Consider the following 22,724-nt stretch of genomic DNA (forward strand, 5'->3'; position numbering starts at 1 on the left):
TGATTACATGGAAGCAGGCCTATGAATCCAATTCGCTCCCTCGTTCGTGCTGTTGCCTTGGTCACCCTGGCGTCCACCGCCAGCTTCACGGTGCAGGCTGCCGGTATTCCCATTGGCAGCGAAGCGCTGGAAAGCCACGTCACCACACAGGTCACGGCTATCGACCTGGCCAACCGCCAAGTCACGGTGAAAGGCCCGGATGGCAAGAAGGACGTGACCTTCCAGCTCACGGAAAAGGCCAAGGCGCTGCCTAACCTCAAGGTGGGTGACCGGGTCGATATCTACGTGACCCGTGCAGTGGCCTATGTGCTGAATCCCGAAGTAGGCGGGGCGCCGAAAGCGACTGAAGAGTCCGGTACCATCCGCGCCACGGCAGACAACCCCAACCCGGGCGGCGAGGCATTCCGCCAGGTCAAGGTCACGTCGCAGATCAAGAAGATCGACCTCAAGGCGCATGAGGTGAGCCTGCTGCCGCCGGAGGGCAAGCTGCAGGTGGTCAAAGTCGAGAACCCTGACCTGCAGGCACGCATGAAGAACCTCAAGGTCGGCCAGACGGTCGACGCGATCTACACCGAAGTGCTGCGCGTCGAAACCTCGCGCTGACCTCGACCGCTACCGGCCTCGGTTACCTCCGGGGCCTCATGCGGCGGCCTTGCATGGGCTGTCAGCAGACGAATAAGTGGCGAGGCGATGAAGGTACTGATAATGGCCATGATCACCAGCAGGGTGAAGTACTCCTTGGGCAGCACGCCCAGGTCGTAGCCTACATTGAGCACTACCAGTTCCATCAGTGCCCGGGTATTCATGCACACGCCGATCAGCGCGGCATCCCGGCGGTTCTCGCCGAGCAGGCGGCTGGCTCCGTAGGCACCGAAGAACTTGCTGGCGAAGGCAACCATACAGATCAGCAGGCAGTTCCACAACGCGCTCATGCCCTGCAGGGCACCGATGTCGGTCCGCAGCCCGGTATAGGCAAAGAAGATCGGCAGGAAAAACGCGTTGACCACCCCACTGACCTTGGCATTCCACTGCTGTACGAAAGTGCGCTGGCTGTGCAGTGCTACGCCGAGAATGAAACCGCCGATGATCGAGAATACCCCGATCAGGTTGGTCACCGTTGCGCTGGCCAGCAGGATGATCAACATTAGCGATATGCCGTGTGACGATAGCGGCCGCCGCTCAAGGTCGCCCAGGACCCAGCGCATGACCAGCGGCCGCACCAGGCCGACCACCAGCACAATGAACAGGCCCAGCGCCAGCATCCGCGCCAGCGACGCCCATGGGTTGAATTGCGAGGCGATCAAAGAGGTGACGCCCCCGAGAATCAGCCAGCCGCAGACATCGTCAATGGCCGCCGCGCCAATGGTGAGTGTGGCCACGCGTGAGCGCGACAGGCCCAGCTCCATGAAGATTCGCCCGAGGATGGGCAGGGCGGTAATCGACAACGCGGTGGCGAAGAACAGCTGGAACGCCAGCAGGGCCGGCTTGTCACCGCCGATCTGTTGCCAGAAATACTCGGCCGTTAGCATGCCGCTGGCGAATGGCACCAGTAGCCCGCCCATGCTGACGAGTATGACCGAGCGCTTGCGGCCCTTGAGGTGCGTGCCGAACTCGAACTCCAGGCCGACCTGGAACATCAGCAGAATCAGGCCGATCTGCGCAGTGACCACAAACGCGGTGGCTGTCTGTGGCACAAACAGCGCGGCCAGTTGCTCGGGGAAGAAGTAGCCCAGCAGGCTCGGACCCAGCACCAGCCCGGCGAGAATTTCGCCGGCGACCGGGGTTTGGCCGAGGTGGCGGGTGCTGAACCAGGCGATCAGCCGCGATACGCTGAAGATCACGATGAGTTGCAGCAGGAACATCAAGGTCAGGTGCTCGGCCTGCGAGCCGACGGCGGATTGCGCCTGGGGCGCAGGCGCGAGCTGCACGGTACTGGCGTGAAGGGTGTTGGTCATGACGAGGTCCTGATCGTGGTGAGTCAGAAAGGCGGTGCGAGCCAGCCACCAAATGTGTGTTCTAAAGCCTGTGCGGCGCCCAGCAGCAGGTGCTCCTGGCCATGGCCGGCGACCAGTTGCAGCCCAACCGGGCAACCTCCGTCGAGGCGGCCCATCGGCACGCTGAGCGCCGGTAGGCCCAATACGTTGAACAGTGCGGTGTAACCAATGTCGCCCGGGTAGCGCAGGGCATGGCCGTGCCCGGGGGATGCGACGGGCAGGGTTGGCAGCGCCAGCAGGCTGTGCCCATCCAGGCATTTGCCAAGGGCCTGCTGCAGGACGTCACGCTTGGGCAGCCGATGTGTCAGGCCAGGGTTGCCCAGGCATTCGCCGAGGCTGTCGAGCAAGGTGGCCAGCCAGGGCCCGGTGGCATGGCGCGGTTTGCCGGCGAGGGCTTGCCAGACGTGGGTGAAGTGCGCCACCGGCAGCCCGTCGCCCAGGATGTCGGCCAGGCGCACGCCGGCCTCTTTCTTGAGCACGGCCAGCCAGATGCCGAACCCGTCGTCCATTGCACGGTCAGGCCAGCGTTCAACCAGGGTGCCTTGGTTCTGGTAGTAGTGGGCCAGGTCGTCCAGTGCCTTGGCCACGGCCGGTGATACCCGGCTGCCCTGGTTCAGGCGTTGGGGTTGGTACAGGTGCAGCTTGCGCAGGGGGGAGGGAGCCTGCCGGTGGGTGTAGCGGCAGGTGATGTTGCTGTCTCGCTGGTCGGGCCCGGCAATGATCTCCAGTAGCACAGGTAGGTCTTCGGCGTACCGGCACATCGGGCCGGCGGCGAAATGCCGGGCTATGGCCAGGGTGTGCGTTTGCCCCAGACCACGCTCATCCAGGGGCAGATGGCCTGTCAACGGCACCAGCCCACGCGATGGCTTGAGGCCGAAGATGCCGTTGCAGGCGGCGGGGATTCGCACCGAACCGCCGCCGTCAGTGCCCAGCGCGAACGGCACACAGGCGCTGGCCACCAGGACGGCATCACCACCACTGCTGCCACCGGCACTGCGCTCGGGCCGGTAAGGGCTGCAGGTGCGGCCGTAGACCGGGTTTTCGGTTTCCGGCCAGAGTGCCATCTCGGCCTGGTTGCCCAGTGCGACGGGGATGGCGCCTGCATCGATAAGGCGCTGCGCGGCGGTGGCCGTGAACTGCGCAACCTGTTGCCTGCGCAGTGTCGAACCACAGGTCTTGGGTGCGCCAAGCAAGCCCAGGCCCTCCTTGAAGCTGAAGGGCACGCCGTGCAGGCGACCCAGTGCAGCACCCTGGTCACGTTGCCGCTCGGCCTGCTCAGCGGCCCGCCGTGCCTGGTCGAACAGTGTCACCGCTACCGCGTTGCAGCGGCGCTGCACGGCCTGGCAACGGGCGATGCACTGTTCCACCAGGGCCACCGGTGACAGCGTGCCTTCGCGGATCTGCGCGGCCATGCGCACGCCACTCTGGGCCAGCAGCTCGCTGCTGCCGGCCGTGGTCATGGACAAGGCCATCAGTGCCGCGCCAGGTCGAGGAAGCCGCCATCGCCGGCGAACGGCGATTTAAGCAATTCTGGCGCCTCGCCATACTTGTAGAACAGTGATGGCATCAGCCGAAGGCTGGCGGCGCGCGCCAGGTCCTGCAGGGTGCCCAGGCTGTGCCGGGCCAGCAGTTTCAGGTGGCGCGGTGCAAGGCTCCAGCGCACCATGCGCATCAAGCGCAGGCGCAGCAGTGCCGAGCGCAGGAAGTAACTGGCGGCGTAGCGCGGGCGTGCCTGGTTGTCGGCTTTGTACAGGGCAAAGTTGATGGTGCGCGAATACAGGTTGGGGATCATCTGCGGGCTGATGCCCGGGTTGGAACGGCGCACCTCACGCAGCAGGCAGGCGAAGGGCAGCGGCGATGGCTGCAGGTCACGCGTATAGCGCGGCAGCAGGTCAGCGAACTGCTGAGCTTGGTGGCCATCAAGGAAATCGCCACTGACGTACATCGGCAACACCACGTGGAAGTACGCCATGTTCGCGAACAGCAGTGTCCAGCCCATCAGGAACGGGTCGTCCATCACTTCGTACCACTTGCTCCAGGTGTCCTGCAGTGCCAGCTGTGCCTGAATGTGCGATTCCATGCAATTGACATAGGCCGGCGTCAGGGTGCCCTGGATGTCTTTCTCGATCATTGCCGCCACCTGCGGGATCTGCTGAGCGACGTAGGCCAGCCCGGCGCTGTTGGCCGGGTCGAAGGTGAACGCTGCATCACCGATCAGGAACCAGCCATCAGTGGAGTAGTACTGGCTGGCCTCGTACATATAGTTGTACATGGCATGCTGGTCGACGACTTCACCCGACTCCATCAGCTCGGTGATCACTGGGTGATCGGCCATGACCCGTTCCTTGAAGGCCTCCAGCGTTCCGATGCGCTCGCTGATCATGTCCGGGCGGTAGGTGATGCCGATGCTGATCATGTCGGCGCCGTCGTCACTGCGCATGGGTATCAGCCAGACCCAGTAACCCTTGCCGTAGAAATGATGGGTGACGTAGTAAGGGTCGTAGCAGTGGTGCTTGTCCTTGTGAGAGTTGATGCTGTGCAGGATGCCGCGGTCGAACTGGCGAAGGCGGAACCAGAAGGTGCTGCGCTGGTAGGTGGGCTCCTTGTGCAGCTTGAGCTTCTTGGCCATGAAGCGGTTACGGCCGGTAGTGTCTACCACCCAGTCGGCATCCAGCTGCTTGGTCTGCGCTTCGCTGCGCAAGGTCAGGCGGTGGCGGGTGTGCTCGCCCTCGTGCAAATCAACGGCGGCCACGTCGGCCTCGATCAGTTGCACTTGCTGGTCGGCGACAATCGCGCGCAGGTCTTTGTCGAAGCTGAAGCGGTTGAGGTTGTATGCCGGCATGCGAATCACGCCGGGCGCTTCATGGACCACGTAGTTGCGGCATTCGGGGTTATTGCGCAGCTTCAGGTAATAGGTCAGGCCGTACTTGTGGTAGTGCTTTTCCTCGAGCAGGCTGCCCAGGCCGATACCCTTGAAGAAATGCGTGGTCAGTTCGACGGTCGATTCACCGACGATCGGCCGCTTGCGGTCCGGGCGGCCGATCAGCGTCACTTCTACGCCTGGCAGGCGTTTGCGCAGGTACAGGGCGGCAAGGTGGCCGGCCACGCCGGCACCCATGATAGCGATACGTTTCATGTCATCATTCCGTGATGAGGTGGGGCACCGGGCCAGCCCGGTGCCGGGAGGACAACTCAGTGGCTGGCAGCTTCGATCAGTGCCTGGGGTTCGGCGCGCTCGGAATAGTCGACGTTGATAAAGGCCTGGCGGATGCGCCCGTCCTGGCCGATGACGAAGGCACTGGCCATCGGCAGGCTGAGATCGTCACTGTCATTGAGTGCCTTGAGATCGGCACCGAGGGCGCGGTAGACCGCTTCCAGTTCGGGCTCCAGTTCGAAGACGATGCCGTACTGGCGCGCCAGCTGGTTGCCTGGGTCGCTGAGCAACTGATAGCGCACACCCAGGGCCTCGCGGGTTTTCAGCGTAGCGGCGGTGCTCTGGGCGGAAACAGCCACCAAGGTTGCACCACTGTTGGCCAGGTCGGCCACCACCTGCTGGTATTCGCTCAGCGTGACATTGCAGAAGGGGCACCACAGGCCACGGTAGAACACCAGTACCAGGGGGCCGCGCGCCAGCAGGGCGCGCAGGTCCACCGCTTTGCCATCGGCATCTTCCAGTACCGTCAGTGGTGCGTTGTCGCCGGCCTGGAGTGCATGGGTTTCGGGGTGTCGGGCAATCAGGGCCTGCAGCGAGGTCGCGAACTTCTCCAGCACTTCGGCGGGCAGCTGGGCCATCTGCAGTTTGACGCTGTCGAGTTTTTCCTTGAGTGACATGCTTTTCTCCTTGAGGTGATTCACTGGGGCAGGCTACGTGTTGCCCGGGTCTGGATCCGCCGCGAGGCCTTGCACGCGGGGGGATGGCGTTGAAACAGCTGGAGCACCCAGTCGGGCCGGGTCTTGCTGGCATCGTTGAGCCAGTTGGCCACCGAGTCCTGGGCGTATTTCTCGGCTTCGGCCAGATGCGGTACCAGCAAGGGCTCAGCGATTTCCGGCTGTTGTTTGAGCGTGGCAATGTGCTCGCACCAGACCCCGCGCGGGCGCAGGATCTCGATGCAGAAGCGCCGCACCAGCGGGTCTTTGTCAGAGGCGTGGCGGCTGAGCAGGGCCAGGTTGGCCTCAAGGTCCTGGGCCAGGCGCGGACGCAGGGCAATCCAGGCCCATTCGCGCACGCCAAAGTGCTCGTCGCGCGCGAAGCGCAGCTGTGCTAGCAAGGCCTCTTCCGGGGACTGGGCGCGTGACAGGTGTGCCTGAGCGAACGCCGCCCAGCTGCGCACCGTGTCGGACGGATGTGTGCAGCATTGCTCAAGCACCTGCTGACGCAAGGGCATTGGGGTTTGCTCCAGCCACTGGCCCAGCGCCAAGCCGATGGCCGCGACCTTTTTCGACAGGCCCAACGCCTGGGCCTGCTCGGCACAGCCTGCCAATTGCCCAACCAGTTCAACCGGCAGTTGGCTGCCCAGGGCATTGGCCAGGATCAGTTGGTCTACTGTCAGGCATTCGGCCAGGTTGCGGGTTGGCAGTTGGCCAAGATCGATCAGGTGCTTGCGTTGGTCACTCATTGCTGGAGTTCCATGGCGGCGGGTGGGCATTCGCTGAGGGCTGGCCGCGAGCAATAACGCCCAGGTGCCAGCAGGTGCTGAGGGTCCAGGGCAGCTTTCAGGCGTTGCCCTAGCTGCCAGGCACTGCCCTGGATCTCGGCCAACAGGTCCATGAAGGCCAGCGGCACGCGATAGGGCAATACGCCCTGTTGCCTGCCACTGGCGAACAACTGCCTGTAGCAGTCTTCGGCGCGGCGGCTGGCCTGGCTGTCATCACGATTGAACAGTAGTGGCACGGTGCAGTCGATGGCGCGGCCGGACAAGGTAGTGAGGGTTACCGGACAGGGCAGTTGCTGGCCCAGGCACAGTTGCTCCATCTGGCTGACGAAAGTGGCCACCTGCTGGCTGCGCAGTGGCAGGATCGGTGCGTACCAGATCAGGCCGCAATTGTCCCGGGCCGGGTCGAGCAAGGCGTCTGGCCGTGGCCGCGCACCGCCAGCGTAGGCCAGCGGCAGCGCCACCTGGTTTGGCTGGCCATGCATCAGCTCGACGCCCATGCGCAGTTTGCCCAGGGTCAGCTGCCAGCGTCTGGACCAGGCACCTGGCACCAGGCGCAGGGCACGCTCGGCCAAAACCAGCTGCCGCTGGCTGCGGAACTGGTAGCGGCTGCTGAAACGGCGCAGTTCGCTGCGGATGATGCCTTTGACGGATGCCAGCTGTGCCTGCTCGCAATAGATCGAGCCCACGCCCATCCAGGCGGGCAGGGCCAGTGACCGCGCTGCGGCGTCACGCTCGCCCGGGCTCAGGCGAGTAAGGGGTTGTTCGCTGTACGCCATGCTCAGCAGGCGCGTGCTGTTCATCAGGTTGATGCCGCCCACCTGGCCGCCGCAACGGTCGAGGATGCGCTTCACACCGTCCAGGGCGGCAGGCAGCTGTGCGCCCGAATCCACCCAGAAATAGAACGGCTGCACCACCTGCGGGCGCCGGACCAGGGCGATCGACATCTGCGTAACCACACCCAGCCCGCTCTGGCCAAACAGGCCATCGAGGTAAGGGCCGACGCCCCACTTGTAGCAGGGGGTAGTGCCAGCGGCCCACATCGGCGACCGATAGCGCTGGCCGTCGGGCAGGATGGCTTCCAGGCCCATCACGGCTTGCCAGTGGTCGGTGACCGGGGTAATGCCAAAGCCCCGTTCCAGCGCGTTGGCCAGCACGCTGCAGGTTGGCCCTGCACCGGTGACCGGGGTGAGGAACGGCAGGCCACGGCTCGCCAGGTAATCGGCCAGTGCAGCCTGGGTCACGCCGGGCTCCAGGGTGACCACGGCCAGCGCTTCGTCGAAGTCGAGGATCTTGTCCATGCGCGACAGATCCAGCTGCACGCACTGATCATGCGCGGTCGCGACGCTGCCGTAGCCCCAGTTGTGGCCGGTACTGGCGGGTTGCAAGGCAACTGCGTACTGGCGTGCAATGGCCAGGCAGGCTACCACTTCCTCACTGCTTGCCGGTCTGAGCCTGGCGCAGGCATGTGCGGGTGAACCCATGGTGTCCTGGCTCAGTTGGCCGAGGGTGGCCGCATCGCACTGCACGTTGGCCTCGCCCAGCAACCTGCGCCAGGCCGTCAGGGCTGCTTGCAGGTGTTTCGGGTCAGAACGCACTCGCCAGGCCTCCCATGCCGAGAAACAGGCGGAGCTGGTCGACATCGGCCCGACGGCTGCTTGGCAATTCGTGGTAGCGGCGGCGGAACTCGCCCCTCATCGCCGCCACGCTACGCCGTTTCGGCGTGCGGATTACGATCATCAGGGGGCTGACGACTGTGCTGTAGACTTTGGCGCAGGGCCCAAGGTAGCTGGCAGCAAGGGTCTGGAACTCTTCCAGCGAGAACGCTGCCAGCAACGAGTTGCGGTAGTCGAGCAAGGTCGCCTGGTCGGCACCGTTCGCTGGCGCGGCTGACGAAGTAGTCCACCGTCTCCACCGACTTGAGCCGGCCGAAGTCGTTCAGATAGATGGCCCGATCGTTGCGCAGTACCCGTGCGATGTTGCGGAACGTTGCTTCCAGCTGTGCAAGGTCGGCCAAGTGGTGCAAGGCCATCGAGGAAATCACCACGTCAACGCTGCGGTCGGCGATGCCGGCCAGGCGGGTCATGTCTTCCTCGCGCAGTTCGACATTGTCGATGCCCTGCTGGTCAATCGAGGCACGACCCACTTCGAGCATGCTGGCCGACAGGTCGGCGCCAATGAACTCGGCCCTCGGGTTCAGGCGGGCCAGTTGCAACAGCAGGCTGGCCGGGCCGCAGCCGATATCCAGCACGACATCGCCTGGCTTTATCAGGGCGCACATCTGCGCGCAGTGGTAGAGGTAGGTGCCGGACAATGCCTGGCCCTGGCGGGCACTGTCGGCATAGGCCGTCACGCAAGTGTCGTCGGCCATCACCAGGTCGGGCTCGGGCGTCCGTACCAAAGGTTGCTTGAGGGTGATTTCCCTGTAGATCGCGCGCAGCAATCCCGTATCCATGAACTTCTCCTCCATGAAAGCCGTGTGGTGTGGAACGCGAGGCGGCCTGCTCAGTCCAGTTGCAGTACCCGTCGTACTCGCGGCGAAAGATGATGCGGCGAGCTGCCGCAACGGGCCATGTGCATAAGCACGTCGTCCGCGGCCCAAGTTGTCTGGTCTTGACCAGAAGGGAGTTGAATGTGCGGATAAGGCTGTGCGCAGAAGAAGTCGAACAGGTCCGTGCGCTGTTGCTCGACGGTAAAGCCCAAGCCGGGGCTGCGGTAGACCCTGGCAAACACCTGGCGCGCCTGGCGCAGGTTCAGGGCTAGCGGCTGCGACAGGGCATTATTGAACCTGGTGTAGGTTTGCACCGGGCCAATTGGCGAAAAGAACAGCACATTGCGGTAGAAACCTGCCGCGCGTGGGTGTACGGCGATCAGCAAGGCATCGACCCGGCGATGGTCCATGGCCCAGCGAAACATGGCGTTGTACAGCATCAGCGGTACACCCTTGCCTTTGTACTGGTTGCTGACCGCCAAGGTGCCGACTTCGGCCAGGTGCAGGCCGCCCAGGCGCTGCAGCACGGCCTCGTTGACGTGCACTTCTTCCAGCGGCAGGCCCAGTGCCGAATCTTCGATCAATGACACGGTGCCCACCACCTGGTCGTCCTTCAGGGCCACGAAGGTGGTGGTGCCTGGCAGGAGGTGAAACGGTGAAAAGCGCATGCCTGCGCGACAGACGGTGGCAATACCGCGGCGCGCATAGCTGTCATTGACCAGGCGCAGCGCCTGTTCAAGTTCGTGAAGATTCTGCACCGGGCGGAAACTGAAACCTTCGATGGCCAGCGGCTTGCGGGCCAGGCGCCGTATGAACAGACGCCGGTACAGCGCTGCCGGCAGGCAGGCTTCCAGCCAGGGCTGGCCACGGCTTACCCGGTCACGCTCGCTGTGCACCCGGGGCTTTCTGCCGATACGGGCCAATACGCTGTGGTTGTGCAACATCGTCCACCTCCTTGTGGAATTGCCCAGTGCTGCGACTTCAGCCTTTGTCTGGCGGCAGCGACAGGGCAGGGCTTGCCGAGAGTGCCTGCAGCGTGGCGGACAGGGCGTCCCGCTGCGTGTTGTCCAGCGCTTGCATGATCGTGCCGATCCAGTCGGTATGTTCGGCAAATACCGCGTCCAGTACCGCTATGCCAGCCTGAGTCAGGCCGATGCTCAGCTTGCGGCGGTCATGGGCATCTTTGCGACGTTTGAGGAAACCATCGCCTTCCAGGCCGTCCAGCAGGCCGGTCACGGTGCCGGAAGTGATTGCCAGACGTGTTGCCAGTTCCAGCGGTGCCAGCCGGCCACCTGCGGCCTGCAGCGTCAGCAAGATGGCAAAACGCCCCTCCGAAAGGTTATGGCGTGCCAGCCGCACGGCGCACACACGGTTGATTGCCGCCGCTGCGGACAGCAGCTCGAAACACAATCGAACGCTTTGCCTGGCCTCGGCGGGGGCATCGGCCAAGGCATTGAGCATGATGTGATGCTTGTTCTCAAGAGTATTCATAAGGCGCAGTGTATCTTGGTGCCTTAGTAAGTCAACAGGCTTTAAATGACAAGCCAAAGTCAGCAGCAGGCGGCTACCTTCCGGGGTGGCTGTCATGCATGTTACGAATGTTCAGGGTGCATGGTTTTGATTTCCATCAGAAACGCTGATTGGTGATCATGGCGGCATCGATCCGTAGAGAGTGTGTGGCCATGTTCAGTAAAACAATGCTTGTACTGGTATTGCCGGTGGCCATGGCGCTGCTTGCTGGTGCAGTCCTGCCATTCCAGGCGGCAGGCAACGCTGCCGTAGGGCGTGCGCTGGGGCACTGGTTGTGGGGGGCGTTCACTTCACTGTCCGTCAGTTCGCTGGTGGTGATTGCCGCGTTACTGGTTTTCCGGGTGCCGGCGCCAGACATGGGCAAAGCCCTGCAGGGGCCTTGGTGGCTTTGGATCGGCGGGGTCCTGGGGGCGATGTATGTGGCCGGGGCGGCAGCCCTTACCCATAAACTGGGTGCTGCGGGGTTTTTGGTACTGGTCGTTGCGGGGCAGATCATCTCGGCAGTGCTCGCCGACCACTTCGGCGTGATGGGGCTGGGGGGCAAACCGCTCAGTTTGGCCAGGTTGGCGGGTGTAGTGCTCATTCTGTGCGGTGTACTGCTGGTGCAGGGCAACTGGGCGGCAGGTCCATTGGCCAGTAATGCTGCGGCCGCGAAACAGCCTGAAAGCTGATCAGTGCCCCGGCTGGCTACAGGCCCACAGGGTTTCGCGTAGCCAGCGGTGCCCAGGGTCGCTGTCCTTGCGGCTGTGCCAGGCCTGCTGGTAATCAAACGAGGGAATGGCCAGTGGTGGGGTAAACTGGCGCAGGGTCGGGTGCTGGCGCAACGATCCCACCGCGCGACTGGCGACTGTCAGGACCCAGATCGGTACCGGCTAGCACCTCGACGGCTGCACTCCAGTGTGGCAAGGCCAGGGCAATACGGCGCCGTAAGCCTTGGGCGGCCAGCACCCGCTCGATTTCATCGAAAGCGTCCGGGCGCATGGCCATCAATACGTGCGGGCGTGCCAGCCAGTCATCCAGGGCTAGCCCGCCGCTGGTAGGCAGCACTTGGCGGTCGGCCACGCTGATGAAACTGTCGGCGAACAGCGGCTGGGCAGTAATGTCCTGCGGTAGATCGGGGAACAGCCCCATAGCCAGGTCCAGTTCTCCGTCTAGCAACTGCGCCAGCATGGTTTCGCGGCTGGCCTGGCTGACGGCCAGATCGATTCCGGGCGCAACCTGGCGCAAGTGGCGCAGCAGGGGTGGCAGGATGATGCGCGAGGAGTAATCGGACAGCGACAGCCGGAACCGGCGTTGGGCCATGGCTGGCTCGAATTGCGGGGCCGTCAGCAGGTTGTTGAGGTTGCCGAGGGCATCCTGCAGCGGTTGGGCCAGCGCCTGGGCGCGGGTGGTGAGGGCCATGCTGCTACCTTGGCGTACCAGCAAGGGGTCGTCGAAGTGTTTACGCAGTTGTGCCAAGGCGTGGCTGACCGCGGGTTGGCTGCGGTGCAGGCGCAGGGCGGCGCGGGTCACGTGCTTTTCGCTGAGCAGGGCATGCAGAGCGAGCAGCAGGTTGAGGTCGATCTTGCGCAGTTCATCCATGGGGTGAATGGCCTTGGCCACTGTTGCTGTTGTTGATCAGCTTAACAAATACGTTTGCCTTGCGTGGCCCCACAGGGACCGTGTCGGCTGTGGCGGGTACTTTCCACCCGTTTCGCTGTCATCCGACGCCGTCGCTACCCGCTGGCCGAGGCGGACAGGGCCCATGGGGACCTGGAGCAAGGGCTGTCGGAAGGTGCGCTGGTCCTGACCACCTGATCACCGATCCCGATGCCTTGTGCCGAGCCTTGCCATGGATGCCTTCGACAGCCGCCGCGCCGATGACCTTGCCACTTTGCTGGCGCTGCACGAGCAGGGGTAGTTCGCCGCTGCCGGGCGGCAACTGCAGCGTCACCCTACGGTGTTGTCCAAGCGCCTGAGTGCACTGGAGGCGCGCCTGGGCATTCGCCTGGTGGGGCGCAGTACACGGCAGTTGCGCTTTACCGATGAAGGCGAGCGACTGGTTACCAAGGTTTGCGAGGCCAACCGGCTGATCGCCGAGGCCGAACAGGAAGCGGCCGAAGGGGCGGCGCTGGTTGAGCGGGATGTTGGCCGATTTCGTGCTGGCCCACCCACAGGTGATGGTGGAGGCCGAGTATGCCGATCGCTTCGTCGACCTGATGGGCGAGGGTTTCGATGCCGCCATCCGTATTGGCGAGCTGGCCGACAACCGCCTGGTGGCCAGGAAACTGTGCGATCACCTGCGCATCCTGTGTGCGTCACCCGAGTACCTGGCTCGGCATGGCGCACCTGTGCAGCCGGAGGACCTCTCTGGGCATAATTGCTTGTGTTTCAGCGGCTTGCGAAGCTTTCCTGAATGGCGACTTATGAGTGACGGGCGACAGATAAGCGTCAAGGTTGCCGGCAGCCTGCGCAGTAATGACAACGAAGCCCTGCTGGAAGCGGCGCGGCGCGGCGTGGGTATTCTGGCCGGAGGGGACTGGCTGATGGACGAGGACCTGGCCAACGGTCGCCTGGTGCGGGTGCTGCCGCATTGGCAGCTGGATGTGGCTGCAGGCATTTACCTGGTACGGCCGACCGCGCGCCTCAACAGTGCTGCCCTGGTGGCTTTCAAGGCGTGGCTGGAGGCACGCTTCGAGGCCGGTGCACCCTGGCGACTTTGACTTGCTCTCGTTGAGTTGGCAGGCCCTGTGGGAGCGGACCGCTTTCTCCCGCAGGGCTTTATCGCCTTGCTACCGCATGCTGCACGCACTGCTCGTAATAGGTCTGCTTGATTGCTGCAGGCTTGAGCCGCGAGCGGCTGTTGTACGTCTGTTCGGTAATGCCGAAGGCGGTCATGCGCATCCACGGCTTGGGAAATTTGCGCACCTGCAACTTCTTGCGCGTGGCATAAAGGGTTACCCCGGAAAGCTTGGCCTGCTGGGCCTCGGCGGCTATCTGCGCGCCCCAGCCGCAAGTGTGGCGATCGTTCTGGCTCAGCGCCCGTGCCTGCACGCCGAAAGCGAGCGTGGCCAGCAGGCAGCCGGCCATCGTTGCTAGAAGTACTCGCATGTTGCTGTCCTAAGCATCTGAAGGAAAACGAAGTTTGCCTTCGCTTGAGGACGCTGGGGGCCAGCAATTTGCCGTCAGGTTGTGGCCATGAGCAACGGCTTGCCGACGGAGGTGCGCAGGCTGGCCCAGGCCAGGCTGGCGACCCAGATCACCGATACGCCGTAGTTCAGGCGCTGGTACAGGCCGAACAACTGGCCGCTTTGTGCCGCCTGAGCCATGAGCGCGACGGTGATGATCGCCAGTACAACGCAGGCCAGGGAGAACAGCGCCAGCGCCCTGGAACCGGCAATGCGGTTGCCCAGCCAGGCCCATAGAGCACTGGCCAGGGTAAGCGATAAGAACATCAGCAGGCCGCACAGGTTATGCAGTTGTTGTGACAAGGAAGGCTGTGCCGGCGCGCAACCCTGGTCGCAGGGAAACCAGCCGGTGCCCAGGCTACCCAGGCCGTGCAGCAGCACCAGCGCGGCACTCAGCAACGCCAGCTTCGAGCCGTGCCAGCGTCGTGCCAGGCCCCAGGCAAACAGCGCAAACAGTATGGCGAGGGGGAAGTTGTTGACCAGCGGCGACCAGCTCTGGGTCGGTGAACCGGTGGCGCCGAGCTGGCTCATGGCCTGTTGAACATGGTTGTAGCCGGGATAGGCTTGGGCGGTGAACCATACGCCAACCAGCAGCCAGACGGGAATCAGCAGGCCGCTGGCGAGCAGCAGGCGTTCGAGGGGTTTCATGCGGTGGGTTCCTTCCCTGGACGAGCGTGAAACCGTACAGTACAGGCTTTCGCCTGCATGGAGCCAGCCTTTCCAGGGTCGGGTGGCGGTTGCGGACGCCGACAAATACAGTATGGCGTGTATGTGATCGTACAACTGCTTGCGCTATCATGAGCACTGTCTTTCAAGGTGAACTTCAGGGCAATGACAGAGCAGCAGGTACAGGCAAAGACCCGGCGCAAGCCGCGCAGTCTGGCCCAGGAACTGGTCACGGTGCTGACCGAGCGCATTCGTAGCGGTCAGCTCAAGCGCGGCGACAAGTTGCCGACCGAATCGCAGATCATGGCCGAAGAAGGCGTAAGCCGCACGGTGGTGCGTGAAGCGATCTCGCGGCTGCAGGCAGCCGGGCAGGTGGAGACCCGCCACGGCATTGGCACCTTCGTGCTGGATGCGCCGGCCGCGGGTGGTTTCCGTATCGACCCGGCGACCGTGGTTACCCTGCGCGAAGTATTGGCGGTGCTGGAATTGCGCATTGCCCTGGAGACTGAATCGGCGGGCCTGGCGGCGCAGCGGCGCAGCGATGAAGCGCTGGCCGGCATGCGTGCGGCGCTGGACGAACTCAACGAAGGGGCGGCGCATGCCACGGATGCGGTGTCGGCGGACTTCCAGTTCCACCTGCGCATTGCCCAGGCCAGCGGCAACCACTACTTCGCCGACATCCTCAACCACCTGGGCACCAGCATCATCCCGCGTACCCGGCTGAATTCGGCTCGGCTGGCCCATGATGACCAGGCGCACTACATGAGCCGGCTGATGCATGAGCACGAGGCAATCTACGAAGCCATCGCCCGGCGTGATAGCGAAGGGGCGAAAATGGCCATGCGCATGCACCTGAGCAATAGCCGCGAACGCTTGCGTCAGGCGCATGAAGAGGCTGAGGCGCAGGGGGCCTGAGGCTGTTGTCGTCTGTACCGGCCTCTTCGCGGGCGCGCCCGCTCCCACAAGTATCACCGTGCCCTTGAGGACGAGGTGAACCCGGTGGGAGCGGGCGTGCCCGCGTAGAGGCCGGTACAGTCAAAAGAGAAGCCCCGCCATGCGCGGGGCTTTCTGGTTTCAACGGGCAATCAGATCGCGCCATCACGCCACTGGCCATTCACCAGCCGGCGCAGCCCCAGCGGGTTGCCGTCGCGCAGTGCCTCGGGCAACAGCGCCTGCGGGTAGTTCTGGTAGCACACCGGGCGCAGGAAGCGGTCGATGGCCAAGGTGCCGACCGACGTACCGCGCGCATCCGACGTGGCCGGGTATGGCCCACCGTGCACCATCGCATCACACACCTCGACACCGGTCGGGTAACCATTGACCAGGATTCGCCCGACTTTCTCTTCCAGCAACGGTACCAGCCAGGCGAAGGCCTGCAGGTCTTCCGGCTCGCCGATCAGGGTCGCGGTCAGCTGACCGCGCAGGCCAAGCAGGGCGGCGCGTAATTGGTCGTTGTCCTGCACTTCCACGGCAACAGTGGTGGGGCCGAACACTTCTTCCTGCAGCAGCGGGTCAGACTCCATCAACAAGCGGGCATCGGCCTTGAACAGCTGGGCGCGCGCCTGGCTGCCTGCCTGCGCCTGGCCGGCCAGATGCTCGATACCGGCATGCGAATGCAGGTGCTCCAGGCCGCCAATATAGCTGCGCAGGCCGCCGGCGTTGAGCATGGTCTGGCCGGCCTGCTGGCCCAGGTGCTGGCCAAGCTCGACCAGCAGTTGGCTGTACTGCGGCGACTGCAGGCCGATCACCAGGCCCGGGTTGGTGCAGAACTGGCCAGCACCCAGGCACACCGAACCGGCCAGCTCTCGGGCGATAGCTTCGCCACGCCTGACCAGGGCGCCCGGCAGGATGATGACCGGGTTGATGCTGGACATCTCGGCGAACACCGGGATCGGCTGCGGGCGCTCGGCGGCCATACGGCACAGGGCGTCACCGCCTTTCAGCGAACCGGTGAAGCCGACAGCCTGGATGGCGGGGTGCTTGACCAGCCACTCGCCGACGCCGCCACCGAACACCATGTTGAACACGCCCTTGGGCATGCCGGTGCGCTCGGCGGCGCGCTGGATGGCACAGCCCACCAGGTCGGCGGTGGCCATGTGGCCGCTGTGGGCCTTGAACACCACCGGGCAACCGGCAGCCAGGGCCGCGGCGGTATCGCCACCGGCGGTGGAGAAGGCCAGGGGGAAGTTACTGGCTCCAAATACGGCTACCGGGCCTACGCCGATGCGCATCTGGCGCAGGTCCACGCGTGGCAGGGGCTGGCGCTCGGGCAGGGCCAGGTCGATGCGTGCACCGAGGAAGTCACCACGCCGCAACACCTGGGCGAACAGGCGCATCTGGCCGCTGGTGCGGCCGCGTTCGCCCTGAATACGGGCAGGGGGCAGGGCGGTTTCACGGCAGACGATGGCGACGAAAGCGTCGTCCAGTTCGTCCAGCTCGGCGGCGATGGCGTCGAGGAATTCGGCGCGCCGCGCCGGGGCCAGCTGGCGGAATTCGGCGAAGGCGGCGGCCGCGGCCTTGGCGGCCCTGGTCCACTTCGCTTTCGGTGGCTTGGGCGAAGCTGTAGGGCAGGGCCTCGCCGGTGCTGGCGTCCAGGCTCTGCAGGCGCTGCGGGCCAGCTGCGCTGCGCTGGCCGGCGATGAAGTTGTGGCCGAGGATTTCAGGCATGGGTGCTCCTGTAGGTTGAGAGAGAATCTGGCGGGTTGTCGCATGACCTGTGGGAGCGGGCGCGTCGAACCGCCGCGAACACCGGCAAAGCCGGTGCCATACACCGGGTTGCCTGCTTCGCGGGCATGCCCGCTCCCACAGGGGCCGCGTTGCAGTGCTGAACTGGACAAGCCCTGGGCATCAGGTAATCGGTGCCGGGTTGAACAGGGTGATGTCGTTGTGCAAGCGGTGCTGTTCGGCCCAGGTCTGCTTGCGGCCGCTGGCCACGTCCAGGTAGTAGTGGAACAGTTCCCAGCCCAGCTCCTCGATGGTCGAGCGGCCGCTGGCGATGCGCCCGGCGTCGATGTCGATCAGGTCGGGCCAGCGCTGGGCCAGCTCGCTGCGGGTGCATACCTTGACCACTGGCGCCATGGCCAGGCCGTACGGGGTGCCGCGGCCGGTGGTGAACACATGCAGGTTCATGCCGGCAGCCAGTTGCAGGGTGCCGCAGACAAAGTCGCTGGCCGGGGTGGCGCAGAAGATCAGGCCTTTGCGCTTGACCCGCTCGCCCGGGCCGAGCACGCCCTGGATGGCGCCGCTACCGGACTTGACGATCGACCCCAGCGACTTCTCTACGATATTCGACAGGCCGCCTTTCTTGTTGCCCGGTGTGGTGTTGGCGCTGCGGTCGGCGGCGCCTTGCTGCAGGTAGCGGTCGTACCAGTCCATTTCGCGTACCAGGGCGTCTGCGACCTGCTGGTTTTCTGCGCGCGAGGTGAGCATGTAGATGGCATCGCGCACTTCGGTCACTTCCGAGAACAGCACAGTGGCGCCTGCGCGTACCAGCAGGTCGGCGGCATAGCCCAGCGCCGGGTTGGCGGTTATGCCCGAGAAGGCATCGCTGCCGCCGCACTGCATACCCAGGATCAGTTCGCTGGCCGGCACGGTTTCGCGGCGGCGCTGGTCGAGTTTCTTAAGGCGGGTTTCGGCCAGGTCCATGATCTGTTCGATCATTTCCACAAAGCCCAGGCTGGCGTCTTGCAGGCGGTACAGCCACGGGTCGCTGAGGTCCACCGACGGGTCGTTGTCGTGCATCACCTGGTCGGCCTGCAGCTTTTCGCAGCCCAGGCTGATGACCAGGGCTTCGCCGCCCAGGTTGGGGTTGCGCGCCAGGTTGCGCACCGTACGGATCGGGATATAGGCATCGCGCGCGTTAATCGCCACGCCACAGCCATAGCTGTGGGTTATCGCCACCACGTCATCGACGTTGGGGTACCTGGGCAGCAACTCGCTGCGAATGCGCTTGACCGCATGCTCCAGCACGCCGGCCACGCACTGCACGGTGGTGGTGATGCCGAGGATGTTGCGAGTGCCAACGGTGCCGTCAGCGTTGCGGTAGCCGTCGAAGGTGAAGCCTTCGAGCGGCGGCAGCGGCTGCGGGACGGCGTTGCAGCGTGGCAGGCTGTCCAGCGCCGGGGCGGCGGGCATGGCCAGCTGGCTCTCCTGCACCCAACTGCCCTGGCGCAGGTCTTCCAGCGCGTAACCGATGACCTGCCCGTAGCGGCGCACCGGTTCACCCTTGGCGATGGCCACGGTGGCCACCTTGTGGCTCTGTGGCACGCCCTCGACCAAGGTCAGGCCGTCGGCGAAGCGGGCGCCTTCGCCCAGGCCGCCATCGTTGACCACCACCACGACATTGTCGTCGTCGTGCAGGCGGACGTAGCGGGGCGAGTCGGAATGTTCGATCAACTGCATGTTCGGGCCCTACTTGTCAGGTTCTCAGGCTTTTGTACATCCGCCCGCGGCGGTGGCCGACGCGGGCGTGTTCTCTCAATGGCGCGAGCCGGCCAGTTCGCTGCCGGCCACTGGCTCGGCGTCAGGCTTTGGGCTTTCACGCAGCTCGATGCGCTTGATCGGGCCGACGATCACCAGGTAGCTGAACACCGCCACCAGGGCGTTGGCGCCGACATACACCAGGGCCCACTTGAACGAACCCGTGGCGCTGATGATGTAGCCGATGACGATCGGCGTGGTGATCGAGGCGATGTTGCCGAAGGTGTTGAACAGCCCGCCCGACAGCCCGGCGATCTGCTTCGGCGAGGTGTCTGCGACCACCGCCCAGCCCAGCGCACCGATGCCTTTGCCGAAGAACGCCAGGGTCATGAAGCCGACCACCATCCACTCGGCGTCGACGTAGTTGCAGAACACCATGGTGGTCGACAGCAGCAGGCCGCAGACGATCGGCAGCTTGCGCGAGAAGGTCAGCGAATTGCCGCGGCGCAACAGCCAGTCGGAGATCACCCCGCCCAGCACACCACCGATGAAGCCGCAGACCGCCGGCAGCGAGGCAATGAAGCCTGCCTTGAGGATGGTCATGCCGCGCTCTTGCACCAGGTACACCGGAAACCAGGTGAGGAAGAAGTAGGTGATGGCGTTGATGCAGTACTGGCCCAGATACACGCCCAGCAGCATGCGGCTGGTCAGCAGTTGCTTGATGTAGCCCCATTTCGGGCCGTCGTTGCCGCGCTTCTGGTCCATGTCCACCAGGCCGCCGTTCTGCTCGATGTGCTCGAGTTCGCCAGGGCTGATGCGTGGGTGTTGGCGAGGGTTGTAGATGGTCTTCAGCCATATCATGGAGAACACGATGCCCAGCGCGCCCATGACCACGAACACGTGCTCCCAGCCGAAGCTGAACACGATCCAGCCCATGATCGGTGCGAACAGTGCCGTGGCGAAGTACTGCGCCGAGTTGAAGATGGCCGAGGCGGTACCGCGTTCCTGGGTCGGGAACCAGGCCGCGACGATGCGCGCATTGCCCGGGAACGACGGGGCTTCGGCAAAACCGACCAAAAAGCGCAGGGTGAACAGCGTCACCACCGCCCAGGCTACCGGCAGGCCGCCGACAAAGCCCTGCAGCAGGGTGAACAGCGACCAGGTGAAAATGCTGAAGGCGTAGACGTTCTTGGAGCCGAAGCGGTCAAGCAGCCAGCCGCCAGGAATCTGGCCAGCCACGTATGCCCAGCCGAAGGCGGAGAAGATGTAGCCGAGGGTCACGGCGTCGATGCCGAGGTCTTTCTGCAGGCTGGAGCCCGCGATAGCAATGGTGGCGCGGTCGGCGTAGTTGATCGTGGTCACCAGGAACAGCATGAACAGGATCAGGTAGCGCACATGCGTCTTCTTCGTCGCTTGCATGCTGGTAGTACTCCCACTAGTTATTTTTGTGCGGGCTCACGAATTGTAACCGGAGCGGGGCTGACCCACTCCGGGTGCGGCATATGGCAGGCCGCGGGCAGCGCTTACTGCGGCCCCATCTTGTCCATCAGTGCGGCGAGTTTGTCGTACTCGTCGGCGCTGAGGTCGGTAAGCGGAGTACGCACCGGGCCGGCGTCGTAACCGGCGATTCTGGCGCCGGCCTTGACGATGCTCACGGCGTAGCCGGCCTTGCGGTTGCGGATATCCAGGTAAGGCAGGAAGAAATCGTCGATCAGCCTGGCCACGGTGGCGTGGTCGTCGCGGGCGATCGCGTTGTAGAAGTCCATGGCGGTCTTCGGCACGAAGTTGAACACGGCGGAGGAGTACACCGGCACGCCCAGCGCCTTGTAGGCAGCAGCATACACCTCGGCCGTAGGCAGGCCACCCAGGTAGCTGAAGCGGTCGCCCAGGCGGCGACGGATCGACACCATCAACTCGATGTCACCCAGGCCGTCCTTGTAGCCGATCAGGTTCGGGCAGCGCTCGGCCAGTTTTTCCAGCAGGTCGGCGTTCAGGCGGCAGACGTTGCGGTTGTAGACGACGACGCCGATGGTTACCGATTTGCACACCGCTTCGACATGGGCGGCGACGCCTTCCTGGCTGGCTTCGGTCAGGTAGTGCGGCAGCAGCAGCAGGCCCTTGGCACCCAGGCGCTCGGCTTCTTGCGCGTATTCGATGGCCTGGCGAGTGGAGCCGCCGACGCCGGCGAGGATGGGGACCGACTTGGCGCAGGTGTCGACGGCGGTCTTGATCACCTGGCTGTACTCACTGGCGGCCAGGGAGAAGAACTCACCGGTGCCGCCGGCGGCGAACAGGGCGCTGGCACCGTACGGGGCCAGCCACTCCAGGCGCTTGGCATAGCCAGCGGGGTTGAAGTCGCCCTGGGCGTTGAAGTCGGTGACCGGGAAAGACAGTAGGCCGTGGGAGAGGATGGATTTGAGTTCTTGTGGCGTCATTGTTGTTGGCATCCTGTGGCGCTTGGGTGAAGGGGGTTGTTTTGCACTGGAGGTAAGTTATCGTACAACATGCATGATGACTAGTCCCTCCATGAGATTTTTTATGGCGCGGTTGGGAGGAGGTGCTATTGCCTGCACTGGCCTCCTCGCGGGCTTGCCCGCTCCCACAGAGACTGCGCTGCGCTTGAGACAGTTGAGAGATTCGTGTGGGAGCGGGCGTGCCCGCGAAGAGGCCGGTACAGGCGAAAAAACGGAAGCAGGAGACACAGATCGCAGACTACTCGCGATCAGTCATCGTATCTCTATGCAGGGAAGGAAAAAACGATCGCGGAGACAGGCACAAGCCCGCCGCCCGTTTCCACGGGAAGTGTTCTGGGACCAGCAGAGGGTGACCGGGGAAAACGGGGGCGGCCTTGCGCCGCCCCGCGATCAAAGCAGAGGAAAGCTAGGGTCAGGCCGCGTGCTGGCGCTTGATCTGCGCTTTGCGTACCTGGGCTCGGCAAGCATCACCGAAAGCCTGGAAGATCTTGATCGAGTCCGGGTTCTTCGCCGCTTGCCACTCCGGGTGCCACTGCACGGCGAACAGGAACGGCGAAATGCTCGGAGCATGAATTGCCTCGACCAGGCCGTCTTCGGCGTGGGCGATGGCCTCGATGCCGGCACCGAGCTTGTGCAGCCCTTGGCCATGCAGCGAGTTGACGCGAATCTCGTCGGTACCCAGGGTTTCACGCAGCCAGCTGTCCGGCTTGATCTTCACGCCATGCACCTGGGCGTATTGCACCTCGACCGGGTCTTCCGGGTTTTCCCGGTGGTCGTTGAAGCCTGGCTCGGCGTACACCTTCTGGTAGATGTCGCCACCCAGGGCAACGTTGATTTCCTGCATGCCACGGCAGATGCCGAAGATCGGCAGACCACGCTTGATTGCTGCCTTGACCAGCGGGATGTCGAACAGGTCGCGGTTCTGGTCCTGGCCTTTGCCGGGGGTCTGGTTCTCCTGGCCGTACAAGGCCGGGTCGATGTTGCTGCCGGCGCCCGTCAGGTACACACCGTCGGCCATGTCCAGATAGGTCTCGAGGTCCTCGATGCCGCAGCAGGTGGGCACCAGTACCGGGACGCAATCGGAAAACTCGACCAGCGGGGTGATGTATTTGTGGGTCATGACCTGGTAGTCATGGCCTTTGCGCTCTTGGCTGCCCATGGTCATCAGGACGACGGGTTTGCGCAGGGAAGGTTGCTTGTTGCCAATGTTGCTGTTGGACATATGTCACCTTGGGACAGGTTCGGCCTGTCGTTGTTGTGCAGGTGCACGGCGCGGGGCCTTGGGTGCAGCCTGTAGCCCCGAGCACTGCCGGCTCGTCGGAGGCGACGAT

General features: G+C 64.2%; 18 protein-coding genes and 3 pseudogenes. 4 read left to right on the forward strand and 17 right to left on the reverse strand.

The features are described from left to right. Positions 1-21: 21 nt before the first annotated feature. Complete coding sequence (locus QIY50_21975; GenBank protein WGV19948.1) at positions 22-603, forward strand: hypothetical protein; 582 nt, start codon at positions 22-24, stop codon at positions 601-603. Here the strand turns inward: QIY50_21975 and QIY50_21980 are convergent. The 9 genes from QIY50_21980 to QIY50_22020 form a co-directional block, all read right to left on the reverse strand. Further along, entirely contained in the window at positions 567-1,955 is a 1,389-nt protein-coding gene (locus QIY50_21980) for a cation:proton antiporter (protein WGV19949.1), read from the reverse strand. The genes QIY50_21975 and QIY50_21980 overlap by 37 nt on opposite strands. Before the next feature lie 23 nt (positions 1,956-1,978). Next, complete coding sequence (locus tag QIY50_21985; GenBank protein ID WGV19950.1) at positions 1,979-3,466, reverse strand: amidase; 1,488 nt, start codon at positions 3,464-3,466, stop codon at positions 1,979-1,981. After that, positions 3,466-5,130, reverse strand: coding sequence for a tryptophan 7-halogenase (locus QIY50_21990; protein WGV19951.1), 1,665 nt, complete (start codon positions 5,128-5,130; stop codon positions 3,466-3,468). Before QIY50_21990 ends, QIY50_21985 begins: the two co-directional genes overlap by 1 nt. Before the next feature lie 56 nt (positions 5,131-5,186). Next, positions 5,187-5,825 carry a peroxiredoxin-like family protein gene (locus QIY50_21995; protein ID WGV19952.1) on the reverse strand — a complete coding sequence of 213 codons (639 nt, stop codon included), beginning with the start codon at positions 5,823-5,825 and terminating at the stop codon, positions 5,187-5,189. A 20-nt stretch (positions 5,826-5,845) separates the two neighbouring features. Continuing rightward, positions 5,846-6,610 carry a hypothetical protein gene (locus QIY50_22000; protein ID WGV19953.1) on the reverse strand — a complete coding sequence of 255 codons (765 nt, stop codon included), beginning with the start codon at positions 6,608-6,610 and terminating at the stop codon, positions 5,846-5,848. After that, a complete protein-coding gene (locus QIY50_22005; protein WGV19954.1) occupies positions 6,607-8,244 on the reverse strand; it encodes an FAD-binding oxidoreductase in 1,638 nt (545 codons plus the stop codon). Before QIY50_22005 ends, QIY50_22000 begins: the two co-directional genes overlap by 4 nt. Before the next feature lie 110 nt (positions 8,245-8,354). Beyond that, a complete protein-coding gene (locus QIY50_22010; GenBank protein ID WGV19955.1) occupies positions 8,355-9,101 on the reverse strand; it encodes a class I SAM-dependent methyltransferase in 747 nt (248 codons plus the stop codon). 50 nt (positions 9,102-9,151) lie between these two features. Next, positions 9,152-10,081 carry a GNAT family N-acetyltransferase gene (locus QIY50_22015; GenBank protein ID WGV19956.1) on the reverse strand — a complete coding sequence of 310 codons (930 nt, stop codon included), beginning with the start codon at positions 10,079-10,081 and terminating at the stop codon, positions 9,152-9,154. Between the two features lie 37 nt (positions 10,082-10,118). Continuing rightward, a complete protein-coding gene (locus QIY50_22020) occupies positions 10,119-10,628 on the reverse strand; it encodes a MarR family transcriptional regulator (protein WGV19957.1) in 510 nt (169 codons plus the stop codon). A 191-nt stretch (positions 10,629-10,819) separates the two neighbouring features. Between QIY50_22020 and QIY50_22025 the strand changes: the two genes are divergently transcribed. Continuing rightward, on the forward strand, positions 10,820-11,338 hold the full coding sequence (locus tag QIY50_22025; protein WGV19958.1) for a DMT family transporter: 519 nt from the start codon (positions 10,820-10,822) through the stop codon (positions 11,336-11,338). Here QIY50_22025 and QIY50_22030 read toward each other — a convergent pair. Then, a pseudogene (locus tag QIY50_22030) lies at positions 11,339-12,248 on the reverse strand (LysR family transcriptional regulator). Between the two features lie 250 nt (positions 12,249-12,498). Here QIY50_22030 and QIY50_22035 point away from each other — a divergent pair. Continuing rightward, a pseudogene (locus QIY50_22035) lies at positions 12,499-13,369 on the forward strand (LysR family transcriptional regulator). Positions 13,370-13,427: 58 nt separating this feature from the next. On the opposite strand, the gene QIY50_22040 reads toward QIY50_22035, so the two are convergent. Then, positions 13,428-13,757: a hypothetical protein gene (locus QIY50_22040; GenBank protein WGV19959.1), complete on the reverse strand. Its 330-nt coding sequence runs from the start codon at positions 13,755-13,757 to the stop codon at positions 13,428-13,430. A 74-nt stretch (positions 13,758-13,831) separates the two neighbouring features. Beyond that, a complete protein-coding gene (locus QIY50_22045; protein ID WGV19960.1) occupies positions 13,832-14,482 on the reverse strand; it encodes a DUF998 domain-containing protein in 651 nt (216 codons plus the stop codon). A gap of 183 nt (positions 14,483-14,665) precedes the next feature. On the opposite strand from QIY50_22045, the gene QIY50_22050 reads away from it, so the two are divergent. After that, complete coding sequence (locus QIY50_22050; protein ID WGV19961.1) at positions 14,666-15,415, forward strand: FadR/GntR family transcriptional regulator; 750 nt, start codon at positions 14,666-14,668, stop codon at positions 15,413-15,415. 170 nt (positions 15,416-15,585) lie between these two features. On the opposite strand, the pseudogene QIY50_22055 reads toward QIY50_22050, so the two are convergent. From QIY50_22055 to QIY50_22075, 5 genes and pseudogenes are all read right to left on the reverse strand, one after another. After that, a pseudogene (locus QIY50_22055) lies at positions 15,586-17,167 on the reverse strand (aldehyde dehydrogenase (NADP(+))). A 180-nt stretch (positions 17,168-17,347) separates the two neighbouring features. After that, complete coding sequence (garD, locus tag QIY50_22060) at positions 17,348-18,901, reverse strand: galactarate dehydratase (protein WGV19962.1); 1,554 nt, start codon at positions 18,899-18,901, stop codon at positions 17,348-17,350. Between the two features lie 75 nt (positions 18,902-18,976). Continuing rightward, positions 18,977-20,338, reverse strand: a complete 1,362-nt coding sequence (locus QIY50_22065; GenBank protein ID WGV19963.1) for an MFS transporter — start codon at positions 20,336-20,338, stop codon at positions 18,977-18,979. 104 nt (positions 20,339-20,442) lie between these two features. After that, a complete protein-coding gene (kdgD, locus tag QIY50_22070) occupies positions 20,443-21,354 on the reverse strand; it encodes a 5-dehydro-4-deoxyglucarate dehydratase (GenBank protein ID WGV19964.1) in 912 nt (303 codons plus the stop codon). A 451-nt stretch (positions 21,355-21,805) separates the two neighbouring features. Beyond that, the gene (locus QIY50_22075; GenBank protein ID WGV19965.1) at positions 21,806-22,615 is read right to left on the reverse strand and encodes a type 1 glutamine amidotransferase; all 810 of its coding nucleotides are present in this window, start codon (positions 22,613-22,615) and stop codon (positions 21,806-21,808) included. Positions 22,616-22,724: the final 109 nt, after the last annotated feature.

This window comes from Pseudomonas putida, from assembly GCA_029953615.1.
Classification (GTDB): Bacteria; Pseudomonadota; Gammaproteobacteria; order Pseudomonadales; family Pseudomonadaceae; genus Aquipseudomonas.

Coding starts and splice junctions, on each gene's coding strand:
- QIY50_21975 (WGV19948.1), top strand. CDS start 22: ATGAATCCAATTCGCTCCCTCGTTCGTGCTGTTGCCTTGGTCACCCTG.
- QIY50_21980 (WGV19949.1), bottom strand. CDS start 1,955: ATGACCAACACCCTTCACGCCAGTACCGTGCAGCTCGCGCCTGCGCCC.
- QIY50_21985 (WGV19950.1), bottom strand. CDS start 3,466: ATGGCCTTGTCCATGACCACGGCCGGCAGCAGCGAGCTGCTGGCCCAG.
- QIY50_21990 (WGV19951.1), bottom strand. CDS start 5,130: ATGAAACGTATCGCTATCATGGGTGCCGGCGTGGCCGGCCACCTTGCC.
- QIY50_21995 (WGV19952.1), bottom strand. CDS start 5,825: ATGTCACTCAAGGAAAAACTCGACAGCGTCAAACTGCAGATGGCCCAG.
- QIY50_22000 (WGV19953.1), bottom strand. CDS start 6,610: ATGAGTGACCAACGCAAGCACCTGATCGATCTTGGCCAACTGCCAACC.
- QIY50_22010 (WGV19955.1), bottom strand. CDS start 9,101: ATGGATACGGGATTGCTGCGCGCGATCTACAGGGAAATCACCCTCAAG.
- QIY50_22015 (WGV19956.1), bottom strand. CDS start 10,081: ATGTTGCACAACCACAGCGTATTGGCCCGTATCGGCAGAAAGCCCCGG.
- QIY50_22020 (WGV19957.1), bottom strand. CDS start 10,628: ATGAATACTCTTGAGAACAAGCATCACATCATGCTCAATGCCTTGGCC.
- QIY50_22025 (WGV19958.1), top strand. CDS start 10,820: ATGTTCAGTAAAACAATGCTTGTACTGGTATTGCCGGTGGCCATGGCG.
- QIY50_22040 (WGV19959.1), bottom strand. CDS start 13,757: ATGCGAGTACTTCTAGCAACGATGGCCGGCTGCCTGCTGGCCACGCTC.
- QIY50_22045 (WGV19960.1), bottom strand. CDS start 14,482: ATGAAACCCCTCGAACGCCTGCTGCTCGCCAGCGGCCTGCTGATTCCC.
- QIY50_22050 (WGV19961.1), top strand. CDS start 14,666: ATGACAGAGCAGCAGGTACAGGCAAAGACCCGGCGCAAGCCGCGCAGT.
- garD (WGV19962.1), bottom strand. CDS start 18,901: ATGCAGTTGATCGAACATTCCGACTCGCCCCGCTACGTCCGCCTGCAC.
- QIY50_22065 (WGV19963.1), bottom strand. CDS start 20,338: ATGCAAGCGACGAAGAAGACGCATGTGCGCTACCTGATCCTGTTCATG.
- kdgD (WGV19964.1), bottom strand. CDS start 21,354: ATGACGCCACAAGAACTCAAATCCATCCTCTCCCACGGCCTACTGTCT.
- QIY50_22075 (WGV19965.1), bottom strand. CDS start 22,615: ATGTCCAACAGCAACATTGGCAACAAGCAACCTTCCCTGCGCAAACCC.